This is a genomic window from Pseudomonas sp. A214 (genome assembly GCF_900156295.1).
GTDB classification, from domain to species: domain Bacteria; phylum Pseudomonadota; class Gammaproteobacteria; order Pseudomonadales; family Pseudomonadaceae; genus Aquipseudomonas; species Aquipseudomonas rhizophila.
In genome coordinates this window covers 403,144-416,059 of sequence record NZ_LT707062.1, presented here as the reverse complement: position 1 = coordinate 416,059, position 12,916 = coordinate 403,144, and the positions used below count along the sequence as shown (strand labels likewise).

General features: G+C 60.0%; 11 protein-coding genes. 7 read left to right on the top strand and 4 right to left on the bottom strand.

The window, feature by feature from the left end:
• Window positions 1–3: 3 nt before the first annotated feature.
• From BW979_RS01815 to BW979_RS01805, 3 genes are all read right to left on the bottom strand, one after another.
• Window positions 4–924: an SPFH domain-containing protein gene (locus BW979_RS01815; protein WP_047226073.1), complete on the bottom strand. Its 921-nt coding sequence runs from the start codon at window positions 922–924 to the stop codon at window positions 4–6.
• A gap of 174 nt (window positions 925–1,098) precedes the next feature.
• A complete protein-coding gene (locus tag BW979_RS01810) occupies window positions 1,099–2,883 on the bottom strand; it encodes a GspE/PulE family protein (RefSeq protein ID WP_047226072.1) in 1,785 nt (594 codons plus the stop codon).
• A gap of 144 nt (window positions 2,884–3,027) precedes the next feature.
• Window positions 3,028–3,360, bottom strand: a complete 333-nt coding sequence (locus BW979_RS01805) for a hypothetical protein (RefSeq protein WP_076383053.1) — start codon at window positions 3,358–3,360, stop codon at window positions 3,028–3,030.
• Between the two features lie 125 nt (window positions 3,361–3,485).
• Here BW979_RS01805 and BW979_RS01800 point away from each other — a divergent pair, with 125 nt between their 5' ends.
• Window positions 3,486–3,956, top strand: a complete 471-nt coding sequence (locus BW979_RS01800; protein ID WP_047226070.1) for an Lrp/AsnC family transcriptional regulator — start codon at window positions 3,486–3,488, stop codon at window positions 3,954–3,956.
• A gap of 113 nt (window positions 3,957–4,069) precedes the next feature.
• Here the strand turns inward: BW979_RS01800 and BW979_RS01795 are convergent, their stop codons facing one another.
• Window positions 4,070–5,437 carry a CYTH domain-containing protein gene (locus BW979_RS01795; RefSeq protein ID WP_076383052.1) on the bottom strand — a complete coding sequence of 456 codons (1,368 nt, stop codon included), beginning with the start codon at window positions 5,435–5,437 and terminating at the stop codon, window positions 4,070–4,072.
• Between the two features lie 205 nt (window positions 5,438–5,642).
• Between BW979_RS01795 and argE the strand changes: the two genes are divergently transcribed.
• The 6 genes from argE (at window position 5,643) to BW979_RS01765 (ending at window position 12,900) form a co-directional block, all read left to right on the top strand.
• The gene (gene argE / locus BW979_RS01790) at window positions 5,643–6,800 is read left to right on the top strand and encodes an acetylornithine deacetylase (protein WP_047226068.1); all 1,158 of its coding nucleotides are present in this window, start codon (window positions 5,643–5,645) and stop codon (window positions 6,798–6,800) included.
• Window positions 6,801–6,933: 133 nt separating this feature from the next.
• Window positions 6,934–8,232, top strand: a complete 1,299-nt coding sequence (gene argA / locus BW979_RS01785; protein WP_047226067.1) for an amino-acid N-acetyltransferase — start codon at window positions 6,934–6,936, stop codon at window positions 8,230–8,232.
• Between the two features lie 488 nt (window positions 8,233–8,720).
• Window positions 8,721–10,040, top strand: a complete 1,320-nt coding sequence (locus BW979_RS01780) for an OprD family outer membrane porin (RefSeq protein ID WP_047226066.1) — start codon at window positions 8,721–8,723, stop codon at window positions 10,038–10,040.
• 282 nt (window positions 10,041–10,322) lie between these two features.
• Complete coding sequence (locus BW979_RS01775; protein ID WP_047226065.1) at window positions 10,323–10,961, top strand: peroxiredoxin; 639 nt, start codon at window positions 10,323–10,325, stop codon at window positions 10,959–10,961.
• A gap of 289 nt (window positions 10,962–11,250) precedes the next feature.
• Complete coding sequence (gene ssuE, locus BW979_RS01770) at window positions 11,251–11,844, top strand: NADPH-dependent FMN reductase (RefSeq protein ID WP_047226064.1); 594 nt, start codon at window positions 11,251–11,253, stop codon at window positions 11,842–11,844.
• Window positions 11,845–11,934: 90 nt separating this feature from the next.
• Window positions 11,935–12,900 carry a sulfonate ABC transporter substrate-binding protein gene (locus BW979_RS01765; protein ID WP_047226063.1) on the top strand — a complete coding sequence of 322 codons (966 nt, stop codon included), beginning with the start codon at window positions 11,935–11,937 and terminating at the stop codon, window positions 12,898–12,900.
• Window positions 12,901–12,916 lie beyond the last annotated feature (16 nt).

The following is a 12,916-nucleotide window of genomic DNA, read 5'->3' as shown; positions in this document are numbered from 1 at the left end:
GCCTCAGGCTTTCTTGCTGTCGAAGGTGGCCTTGACGATCTCACCGATGCCGCCAACCGCTCCGATGACCTGACTGGCTTCCAGAGGCATCAGGATCACTTTGCTGTTGTTGGCCGACGCCAGGCGGCCCAGCGCATCAATGTATTTTTGCGCGACGAAGTAGTTCACGGCCTGGACGTTGCCGTCTGCGATTGCCTGGGATACCACCTGGGTGGCCAGCGCTTCGGCTTGCGCTTGACGCTCGCGGGCCTCGGACTCCAGGAACGCGGCCTGGCGGCTGCCCTCTGCCTCGAGGATCTGCGCCTGCTTCTTGCCCTCGGCGGTGAGAATCGCCGACGCTCGCAAGCCCTCGGCTTCCAGGATTTGGGCACGCTTGATGCGTTCGGCTTTCATCTGCCCTGACATGGCGGCCATCAGGTCGGCCGGTGGGCTGATGTCCTTGATCTCGATCCGGGTGATCTTGATGCCCCACGGTGCTGTAGCTTCATCGACAGTGCGCAGCAGTTTTTCATTGATGCCATCACGCTGGCTCAGCATCGCGTCCAGCTCCATGGACCCCAACACGGTGCGGATATTGGTTTGCAGCAGATTGCGGATCGCGTGCTCGAGGTTGTTGACCTCGTACGCAGCCTGGGCGGTATTGACCACTTGGAAGAAGCACACTGCGTCGATCTGTACCGTGGCGTTGTCGGCGGTAATGACTTCCTGAGGTGGGATGTCCAGTACGCTTTCCATGACATTGATCTTGCGGCCGATGCGATCCATCACTGGGATGATGATGTTCAAGCCGGGCTTGAGGGTGTTGGTGTAGCGGCCGAACCGTTCGACAGTCCATTGGTAGCCCTGGGGCACGACCTTGAAGCCCATGAATAGAATGGCGACCACGAGGCCGATAAAAAGTAAAAGTACGCTACCGATCTGCATGACTGTTCCCTGTTCTGATTGAAAATGACTTGCGCGCCCTGAGTGTAGGGCAAACGGCCATTGTCATCACTCAGTGGGAGCAAAGCTTGCTCGCGATGCAGGCGCCTTGCTTCCCTGGGAGACCGCGTCATTTTCATCGCGGGCAAGCCTTGCTCCCACAGCCTCTCCCCACAGCTACTTCTGCTCACTCTGCGGGGTCACGCGCAGGACCTCCTCAACGGTCGTCAGCCCTGCGGCGACTTTTTGTGCGCCCGATAACCGCAAGCTGCGCATCCCTTCCTTGAATGCCTGGCGACGCACCGCCAGCAGGTCGGTGTCGGGGTGAATCAAGCCTTTGACGCTGTCGGTCAGTTGCATGATTTCGTAGACCCCGGCGCGGCCGCGATAGCCGGTGTCACGGCATTCCAGGCAGCCGACGGCCTGTTGGGCATTGGCCGGCAACGGGGCCTGCCAGGGGCGTGTCAGGGTCTGCCAATCGTCTTCATCCAGGGTCAGAGGAGCCTTGCAGTGCGGGCACAGCGTGCGTACCAGGCGCTGGGCCATGACGCCGAGCACCGTGGCCTTGATCAGGTAATGGGGCACGCCTAGCTCCAGCAAGCGACTGATGGCGCTCGGTGCATCGTTGGTGTGCAGGGTCGAGAGGACGAGGTGTCCGGTGAGCGCCGCCTGGATCGCCATTTCAGCGGTTTCCAGATCGCGGATCTCGCCGATCATGATGATGTCCGGGTCTTGCCGCATCAGCGCCCGGACCCCGGCGGCGAAGGTCAGGTCGATGTTGTGCTGCACCTGCATCTGGTTGAAGGACGCCTCGACCATTTCAATCGGGTCCTCGATGGTGCAAAGGTTTACCTCTGGCGTCGCCAGCTTCTTGAGGGTGGTGTAGAGGGTGGTGGTCTTGCCCGAACCGGTGGGGCCGGTCACCAGGATGATGCCGTTGGGCTGACGGGTCATGTCTTGCCAGCGGCGCAGGTCATCGGCGGAGAAGCCGAGCTGGTCGAAGTCCTTGAGCAGTACTTCGGGATCGAAGATCCGCATGACCATTTTTTCGCCAAACGCCGTGGGCAGCGTCGACAGGCGTAATTCCACTTCGCCACCGTCCGGAGTCTTGGTCTTGACCCGACCGTCCTGGGGCTTGCGCTTTTCCGCGACGTTCATCCGCCCCAGGCTCTTGAGGCGACTGATGATCGCCATCGTCACCTGCGGCGGGAACTGATAGACGGTGTGCAGCACCCCATCGATGCGAAAGCGCACCGTGCCCTGCTCGCGACGCGGTTCGATGTGGATATCGCTGGCACGTTGCTGGAAGGCGTATTGGAACAGCCAGTCGACAATGTTGACGATATGGGCGTCGTTGGCGTCCGGCTCCTGATCGCTGGCGCCCAGGTTGAGCAGTTGTTCGAAGTTGCTCAGATTGCTCGGTTGTTGATCGACCGTAGTGGCACCGCTGACCGATTTGGCCAGGCGATAGAACTCCACGCTCAGGCGCTGGATATCCACCGGGTTGGCAACGACCCTCTGAATTGGCAGCTTGAGTACATGGGTCAGGTCCGCTTCCCAACTGCTGACGTAAGGCTGGGCGCTGGCCACCGTGACTGCGTCGCGGTCTACAGCCACCGCGAGAATCTTGTGGCGCTGGGCAAAGGCGTAGGACATCAGCGGCGTGACGGCCGCCACGTTGATTTTCAGCGGGTCGATGCGCAGGTAGGGCTGGCCGGCCTGCTGCGACAGCCAGAGGGTCAGGCTTTCCAGGTCCAGGCGCTTGCCGGGGCGGCTGAGATCGTCCAGATGCTGGTTGGCGATGAACTCCAGTGGGTGCAGCTGGGCGCTGGCGCTATGGCGCCGGCGCGCATTGAGTGCGGTTTCGGCGCAGTCCTGGCTGATGAAGCCCTGGGCGACCAATTGGCGCAGCAGATCATTGAGGTCCAGCCAGCGGTCCTGAGTGGCGTGTTTGGTGGACATGCGGGTTCCTATTGGACAATTGCAGCAAAGCCGCGATACAGACGCTTCGGCGTCCTCGCTCGGTCTGCAAAAGAATAGTCCCGACACTATGGACCGTTGGGCCACTACCCGACCAATGCGTTTCGAATTCTTGCCGGCAGCCGTTCAGCCTGCCGCCTGGGCCGGCTCAAGGCGCGCACTGTCAGCGTCTTGCAGGTCCACGGAACACACGCTGATCAGGTTACGTAATTTTTCAGCGAGCACTTGGGCACGGTGCCAGCTCAACCCGTCCATGAGGATCTCCATCGACAGCAGATCGTCGTCGCGTTCGACGTGGACCTGCCGGGGTGTCAGGCCTTGCAGGGCAAATAGATTCAGCGCCCGGCACAGCAGATCCGGTTCGGCTTCGGCCCGCAGATGGTAGTGGGCGCGACAATGGCGATTCTGGGCGTGCCAGACATCGGGTCGGTTGGGGGTGACGGCTTCGAGAGGGGGCATGGACGGTCTCCGGGGATGTGGAGAAATGTTTACATGCGCGACGGGGTATTTCTTATCTAATATGAATGATTATTCAGATTCGGTGAATCGTATGATTCTGGATTCAGCCTAGAAGAGGTTTATTTATGCACGGAGAGTTGGACGGCTACGACCGCAGGATCCTGGCGCTGTTGCAAGAGGATGCTTCGCTGTCCAGCGCGCAGATCGCCGAACAGGTGGGCTTGTCCCAATCACCCTGCTGGCGGCGGATTCAACGGATGAAGGAGGAGGGGATTATTCGCGGTCAGGTGACCTTGCTCGATCGCAAGAAAATCGGCCTCAACACGCAGATATTCGCCGAAATCAAACTCAACGCGCACGGACGTTCGAACTTCACCGAGTTCACCGAAGCCATTCGCGGTTTTCCCGAGGTGCTGGAATGCTACGTGCTGATGGGGTCGGTGGATTTCCTGCTGCGCATCGTCACGGCGGACATCGAGGCGTATGAACGCTTCTTCTTCGAAAAGCTGTCGATGGTGCCGGGGATCCAGGAAGTGAACTCGATTGTGGCGCTGTCGGAGATCAAATCGACGACGAGTTTGCCGGTGGTGCGCTGAGCTTGTTTTTGCGGTGTTTGTGCTGGCCCCCATCGCGAGCAGGCTCGCTCCCACATGGGATCTCTGTTCGCCGAAGATCCATTGTGGGAGCGAGCCTGCTCGCGATGGCGATGTTACAGGCGCAGCAAAGTCTTCCAGGCCCGATTCTGATAAACCGCGATCGCCTGTTGCTTGCGCGCCTCCAGGGCTTCTTCGGTAATCGGTTCGTTGGCCAGTTGTGCCAGTTTGTTCAGCTCACCGTAGAGGCGGTCCATTTCCGGGATTTCCAGCACATGGCGAGCGTGGTGCAGCCAGGCCTGGATGCGTTCAATGCGCGGCAGCTGTTCGGCCAGGTCTTCCGGCTGTTGCTGATAGCGTTGCAGTTGCAGCGACGAGGACTCTTCGCCCAGCAGGCGCGGCAGCCAGCTAGCCAGTTGGGCGGCACCCTGGCGATTGCCGCGGGTGTTGCGCTCGGCAGCCCAGCTGCGGGCCAGCAGCCAGCGTGAGGTGTTGAGGGAGAATTGGCCCCAGCGCGGGTCTTGCAGCTCTTCAAGGAACTGTTCCGGCGCGGCCTTGCGCACGTCTTCGTCATCCAGGCCGGCCTGGACCAACGGGCGCCAGTCTTCCAGCAGTGCGTCCAGGGCGACGCGCAAGTCATGCGTCGATTGGCGTGGTGCGGCCTGGCCGAGGCTGCTGAGCAGGGCGCGCAATTCGGCCAGGTTTTCCACCCAATCCTGCAGCAGGCGCCAGTGGCCGTTAAAACGATACTGTTCGGCCAGACGCTGGCTGCTGCCCAGCAAATGCCAGCTCAGCGCGGCAAAGGCATCATCGAGTGGCATCTCGGCGGTCAATTGCGGGGCCGGCAGGCTCAGGGCATAGCTGTTCGCATCATGCAGGCGATAACCACGCTCGGCCTTGCTGATATCACACGGCATCAAGGGCAGGGTCGCGGCCAGCTCGGCGGCCAGTTCCAGCAGGGCAGCGGGTTCACCTTCGCGCAATTCCAGCTCCAGCTCGCAGATTTCTTCCTTCTGCTTGCCGACCACGACGTGGCCCAGGTCCAGCGCGGCCTCGATGACCACTTTGCTTTTGCCGCGGCCCCAGGCGATTTCCGCGCGTTCACGCACGAAATCGGTGGTGAAGATGGCCTTGAGGGTTTTCTTGTCCAGTTCGGCCAACGCCTCTGGCCAGCATTCGCCATCGAGTTTCTTCAGGTCGAGCTTGGCTTTGGGCAGGTGCCAGTCGTACTCGTTGCGCTCGGACAGGCCGGCGATGCTCTGGCCGCGAGTCTTGAGGGTCTGGATCACCTCTTCGCCGTCGCGACGCAGGCGCAGGGCGACCTTGGCCCCGGCCAGGTCACGCTCTGGCGTGTCGAAATACTGGTTCATCAGTTCGTGGCGTTCCCAGCCGCTTTTGTTGCGTTTCTTGAGCAATGGGTGCTCGCGCAAGGCTGCCAGGGTCTCGCGGCTGACGCGGAGTTTGATTTCGGTTTCTTTCTGCATGGCCGGAAAATCCAGGGATCGGGTGCGCAGCCGGGGGAAGGTGTGGCTGCCAAGGCCGTGCAGTGTACAGGACTCATCCGTTCTACGCGCCGCGGCGGTTTATGGGAGTGTCCTGTCTCACCAATACTGTTCCTTTTTGGTGAGACAGGACACTCGCGCAAGATGGTTCTATGATGGACATCAATTTGTAAGTCCGGAGCCAGCGATGCCTTTGCCCACCCTGAAAGATCAGTTCGCTGCCCTGATCGCCGCGCCTTCGGTCAGTTGTACCCAACCTGGGCTGGACCAGTCCAACAGTGCCGTGATCGAGCTGCTGGCGGGTTGGCTCGCCGATCTGGGGTTCTCCTGCGATATCCAGCAGGTCAGCCCCGGCAAGTTCAATTTGCTGGCCAGTTTCGGCAGCGGTCCCGGAGGCCTGGTACTGGCTGGGCACAGCGACACGGTGCCGTTCGACGGCCAGTTGTGGCAGACCGATCCGCTGAAGCTCACCGAGGTCGATGGCCGTTGGGTTGGCCTGGGCAGTTGCGACATGAAGGGTTTTTTCGCCCTCGCCATCGAAGCGGTCAAGCCCTTGCTGGAGCAACCGTTCAAGCAGCCCTTGCTGATCCTGGCCACTTGCGACGAAGAAAGCTCCATGGCCGGCGCCCGTGCCCTGGCCGATGCCGGAAGACCGTTGGGGCGTGCGGCGGTGATCGGCGAGCCGACCGGCCTCAAGCCGATTCGGATGCACAAAGGCATCATGATGGAGCGCATCGACATTCTCGGGCGCAGTGGTCATTCCTCCGACCCGAGCCTGGGTCACAGCGCCCTTGAAGCGATGCACGACGCTATGGGCGAGTTGCGTGGCCTGCGCCTGCAATGGCAGCGCGAATTTCGTAACCCGCAATTCACCGTGCCACAGCCAACCCTGAATTTCGGCTGCATCCACGGCGGCGACAACCCCAACCGGATTTGCGGCCAGTGCTCCATGGAGTTCGATCTGCGGCCATTGCCCGGCATGGACCCGAATGTCTTGCGGGCTGCGATCCAGCAGAAGCTCAATCCCATCGCCGAGCGTCATAAAGTCAAGATCGACTACGCACCGCTGTTCCCCGAAGTGCCCCCCTTCGAGCAGGCCGAAGACTGCGAACTGGTGCGAGTGGCCGAGCGACTCACCGGCCATCGTGCCGAAGCAGTGGCGTTTGGCACCGAAGCGCCTTATCTTCAGCGTCTTGGCTGCGAAACCCTGGTACTTGGCCCCGGCGATATCGCCTGTGCCCACCAACCGGGCGAGTACCTTGAAATGTCACGTTTGCAACCTACCGTGCAGCTATTGCGGCAACTGATCGAACATTACTGCCTGACACCGGCCACGGCCGGCTAAATTGCCCACATCCGGGCCCGTATTCATGAGGAGAGCGCGCGTGTCGCCAAGCCTGTTCCGACGATAACCATCAGCCCGCTGTGCGTTCCGTTTCGTCTTTTTTCGGCTGCTATTTATTTACAGGCCCAGGTTCATGCCCGAATACGTCAATTGGCTTCGTCACGCTTCGCCCTACATCAACGCCCACCGCGATTGCACCTTCATCGTCATGCTGCCCGGCGATGGTGTGGAACATCCGAACTTCGGCAACATCGTCCATGACCTGGTGCTGCTGCACAGCCTTGGCGTGCGCCTGGTGCTGGTTCATGGTTCGCGTCCACAGATCGAAACCCGCCTCGCCGCGCGGGGCCTGACGCCCCATTACCACCACGGTATGCGCATCACCGACGCTGCAACTCTGGAATGCGTGATCGACGCTGTCGGCCAGCTGCGCATCGCCATTGAAGCGCGCCTGTCGATGGACATGGCGTCCTCGCCGATGCAGGGTTCGCGCCTGCGGGTCGCCAGCGGCAACCTGGTGACGGCACGGCCCATCGGCGTACTGGAAGGCGTGGATTATCACCACACCGGCGAAGTCCGTCGGGTCGATCGCAAGGGCATCAATCGCCTGCTGGACGAACGCTCCATCGTCCTGCTGTCACCATTGGGCTATTCACCGACCGGGGAGATTTTCAACCTCGCTTGCGAAGACGTCGCGACCCGGGCGGCCATCGACCTGGCAGCCGACAAACTGCTGCTGTTCGGTGCCGAGCAGGGGCTGATCGGCGAAGACGGTCGTTTGGTGCGCGAGTTGCGCCCGCAACAGGTCCCGGCCCACATGCAACGGCTGGGCAGCGACTATCAGGCCGAGCTGCTGGATGCGGCGGCCCAGGCCTGTCGCGGCGGTGTGGCGCGCAGTCATATCGTCAGCTACGTCGAAGACGGTGCGTTGCTGGCCGAACTGTTTACCCGCGATGGCAGCGGTACGCTGGTGGCCCAGGAACAATTCGAGGTGGTGCGCGAAGCGGCCATCGAGGATGTCGGCGGTTTGCTGGACCTGATCAGCCCGCTGGAAGAACAGGGGATTCTGGTGCGCCGTTCCCGCGAAGTGCTGGAGCGTGAGATTGAGCAGTTCAGCGTGGTCGAACGCGAAGGCATGATCATCGCCTGCGCGGCGCTTTATCAGATCGCCGATTCGGATGCCGGGGAGCTGGCGTGCCTGGCGGTGAATCCGGAATACCGCCACGGCGGTCGTGGCGATGAGCTGCTGGAGCGGATCGAAACCCGGGCTCGGGCCAAAGGGCTCAAGACGCTGTTCGTACTCACCACCCGTACGGCCCATTGGTTCCGCGAGCGGGGCTTTGAGCCCAGCAGTGTCGAGCGCCTGCCAGCGGCGCGGGCATCGCTGTACAACTATCAGCGCAACTCGAAAATCTTCGAAAAAGCCCTCTAGGCGTCCTGCCAGGGGTGAGCCGCACATCGGAGTGAACCGCGTAGCTGCGACCTTCTTGATTCCAGACAATGATCCGTCCGGCTGGAATCCATCAAGATCGCAGCTACGCTGTTTTGTCCATGAGTGCTGCATTTGGAGTGCTTGGGAGCCCCGCCGCGTTTCCAGGATCGCCACAGTGCAGGACCGCTATCAATAAAAACATTCAGTAATTCACAGACTGGCCGATATGCCATGTCACCGTTGGATGACGCTTTGATGGCGGTGATATTTCCAAATGAGCTGAAAACTTATGAAACAATTCTTTTTAGATTTATAAACAAACCATTATTCTGCGGGCCGATGTCGCGGGGTTAGACGATGGTCGTAATCACAAATGCTTACGATTGACTTGCCAGTCACGGTCTGGCGCTAATCACGCATCCGCGGATTCCGGGCGTTCGATCCGGAACCAAAGACACACAAGAATTAGAAAACGAGAGGAGCGAAGCATGAACAAGTCCACCTTGGCCCTGGCTGTGGCCGTTGGGGTTCTGGCGCAGCAGGCAGGCGCCGCGGGTTTTATCGAGGACAGCAAGGCGTCTGTCAGTTCTCGTACGTTGTATTTCAATAACGATAACCGTGAAACGGGCACTGAAGATCTGCGCGAAACGGGCACCGGCCTCAAATTCGACTACAAATCTGGCTTCACGCAAGGTGTGGTTGGTTTCGGCATCGACGCTCAGGCGCTGGTTGGTATTCGTCTCGATGGGGGGAGGGGTCGTAACGCCGGCTCCTATATGCCAGCCGATACTGATGGTTCGGCTGTGCATGAGTGGAGCCGTTTGTCCGGCAACGTAAAGGCACTTTTCTCCAAAACCGAAGCTCACGTGGGTGGCGCCCTGGCACCAAACCTGCCGATCCTGGTTGCCAACGACAGCCGTCTGCTGCCACAGACCTTTGAAGGTGGCACCATCACCTCCAAGGAAATCGACAACGTTACTTTCAACGCTGGTCAGTTGGAACACGCCACAGGTCGTGCATCGAGCAACAGCACTGGTCTGGCAGTGGCGGGCGGTACCGAGGAAAGCAACCAGTTCCGTTACGCCGGTGCTGACTGGAAGGTCACCAAAGACCTGACCCTGCAGTACTACTACGCCAACCTGCAGGATTACTACAAGCAGCACTTCCTGGGCGCGGTACACGTTTTCCCGATCAGCGAGGGGCAATCCTTCAAGACCGACCTGCGCTATTTCGACAGCAGCTCGGATGGCCGTAACGGCGACGCGGGCTATCGCTTCAACAACAACAGTGGCTATGCCAAGAACCCGGGCGAGGTCGATAACAAGACCTGGAGCGCGATGTTCACTTACACCCTCGGCGGCAGTGCCTTCCTGTTGGGTCACCAGCAAGTCGGCGATGACGGTGGTTTTGTCTACCTGAACCAGGGCAACGTAGTTGATGGCAACGGTCGCCCCGAAGGTGCCGGTGGTGCGAGCTTCTACCTGTTCACCGACAGCATGATCAACGGGTTTGTCCGTGCCGGTGAAAATACCACCTTCGGCCAATACTCCTACGACTTCGCTTCCTTGGGCGTTCCAGGCCTGAAAGCCTCGGTTTCCTACCTGCGTGGTGATGACGTTAAAACCGTCAGCGGCTCAAGCGATTACTCCGAGTGGGAACGCGACATGCGTGTGGATTACGTCATCCAGCAGGGTGCGTTGAAAGGCTTCGGTACCACCGTGCGTCACGGCTCCTACCGCAGCAGCGGTGTTGGCGATGATCAGGATCAGACTCGCGTGATCTTCAACTACACTTACAACTTCATGTAAGACGTAGCGAAGTAAAGAAGCCCCGCCCGGCAGCACGCCGGGCGGGGCTTTTGCGTCTTCGGATCAGGCCCACCCCTGTAGCCTTCTCCGAACCTTCTCCTCTTTCAGCAACTCGAGGCCTTCTCGAAACCTCGGAAATAATCATGAGCGGCTAGGCCCGAAGCCGCCAGTGAACAGTTTTTTATATTCGCTATTGATCTAGATAAATGGATATTGATTCTTTTTAAAGCAATCAAAACCGGTGCACAGTTTGGACTCACAAAAACCATCAGGAGCCGCACCATGAGCCTCAGACTCGGCGACATCGCCCCCGATTTCGAACAGGATTCCAGCGCCGGCAAGATTCGCTTCCACGAGTGGCTCGGCGATAGCTGGGGAGTGCTGTTTTCCCATCCGGCGGATTTCACACCGGTGTGCACCACCGAACTGGGCCTGACCGCCAAGCTCAAGGACGAGTTCGCCAAACGTGGAGTCAAGGCCATTGCTCTCTCGGTAGACCCGGTGGACTCGCACCATAAGTGGATCGAGGACATCAACGAAACTCAGAATGCGGTGGTCAATTTCCCGATCCTGGCCGACGCCGACCGCAAGGTGTCAGACCTGTATGACCTGATCCACCCCAACGCCAGTGACACGCTGACCGTGCGCTCCCTGTTCGTGATCGATCCGAACAAGAAAATCCGCCTGACTATCACGTATCCGGCCAGCACCGGGCGCAATTTCAACGAGATCCTGCGGGTGATCGACTCATTGCAACTGACCGACAACTACAAGGTGGCCACACCGGCCAACTGGCAGGACGGCGATGAAGTGGTGATCGTGCCGTCGCTCAAGGATGAGGACGAAATCAAACAGCGCTTTCCCAAGGGTTACCGCGCGGTAAAACCTTACCTGCGCCTCACTCCGCAGCCCAATCGCTGACGCAAAACCTGAACCTGTGGGAGCGAGCCTGCTCGCGATAGTGGTCTATCAGTCGACATCGCCGCCGGCCGCCATCGCGAGCAGGCTCGCTCCCACAAAGAGGATCTCTGTGCACTAAGGGTTTTGGCCGTTCCGACGGCCTTTTTTACGTCCTGATGTTTATATCTCTTTATCGAATAAACAAATGAAAAAATATGATTTAAGGATATATAAACCGGCTGTTATGGTTTGCTCCATCCCGCGAGATCGCCCACTGCGCATCGCACGTGACAGTTAAGGAATGGTTGGTATGTTGGTTGTCTCGCTCGGCGGCAGTCCTAGCCAGCGCTCCCGTTCAGGAGTGCTGCTGGAGCGCTCACAACGTTGGTTGCAACAACAGGGGGTGGAAGTGGTGAGCTATCAGGTGCGGGATTTTCCCGCCGAGGATTTGCTCCATGCCCGCTTCGGCAGCCCCAAGGTGGTGGACCTGCTCGCCCAGATCGAAAACGCCGACGGGCTGTTGATCGCCACGCCGGTCTACAAGGCGTCTTTTTCCGGTGCTTTGAAGACAGTGCTGGACCTTCTGCCGGAACGTGCCCTGGCCCATAAGGTGGTATTGCCCATGGCCACGGGCGGCAGCATCGCCCATATGCTGGCGGTGGATTACGCCCTCAAGCCGGTGCTGTCGGCGCTCAAGGCCCAGGAAATGCTCCATGGGATTTTCGCCGAAGACAGCCAGATCGCTTATGGCGAAGGCAGTGCCCAGGCGCAGTTGGCCCCGGCCCTGCAAGCGCGCCTGAGCGAAGCGCTGGAGCAGTTCTACAGCGCCATGGCTCGCCGGCCAAAGCCGCTGGACCCCAGCGTATTGAATGAACGCCTATTGAGTGCTCGCTGGAGCATCTGACCCGATACATCACTGATTCAACTCCACCTTACTCAGCCGCCAACGGCCAAGCAGGTGCAGCCAAAACCCCACAGCAAAAGGAGAGGCGCCATGCGCACTGTCATTTTGCGTCGCGGGCTGGTCGCTCTGTTTGCTGCGGCTGTGTCCTTCGGCGCCATCACCCAGGCTCAAGCCGAGACCCTTCGGATCGGTTACCAAAAATACGGCACGTTGGTGCTGCTCAAGGCCAAGGGTACTTTGGAAAAGCGCCTCGCCGCCCAGGGCGTGGACGTGCAATGGACCGAGTTTCCCGGTGGCCCCCAACTGCTTGAAGGCTTGAACGTCGGCTCCATCGATTTTGGTGTGACCGGCGAAACCCCTCCGGTATTCGCCCAGGCGGCCGGCGCTGACCTGCTTTATGTGGCTTACGAGCCGCCCGCGCCTGACAGCGAGGCGATCCTGGTGCCCAAGGGCTCGCCCATCCAGTCGGTGCAGGACCTCAAGGGCAAGAAAGTCGCGCTGAACAAAGGCTCCAACGTCCACTACCTGCTGGTCCGGGCACTCGAAGATGCAGGCCTCAAGTACGCCGATATCCAGACCGTTTTCCTACCACCGGCCGATGCCCGTGCGGCGTTCGAACGTGGCAGCGTGGACGCCTGGGTGATCTGGGATCCGTATCAGGCGGCCGCTGAGCAACAGTTGCAGGCACGCACCCTGCGTGACGGCAAAGGCATCGTCGATAACCACCAGTTCTACCTCGCCACCAAACCCTATGCGCAAAAAAATCCCCAGGTCATCACGACGCTGGTGGAAGAAGTGCGCGCGGTGGGGGAGTGGTCCAAGGCCAACCCTGAAGAGGTGACCCAGCAGGTAGCGCCGCTGCTCGGCCTGCCGGCGGACATCACCCTGACGGCGGTGAAACGCCAAGGCTACGGGGCGTTGTTCCTCACGCCGGACGTGGTGGCGGCGCAGCAGAAAATCGCTGACCGCTTCTACCAGCTCAAATTGATCCCCAAACCCTTGAGCATCAAGGACGTGATCTGGACGCCGCCGGCGGCCGTTGCGAAAGCGCAGTAATTCGATCCCTTAGGAG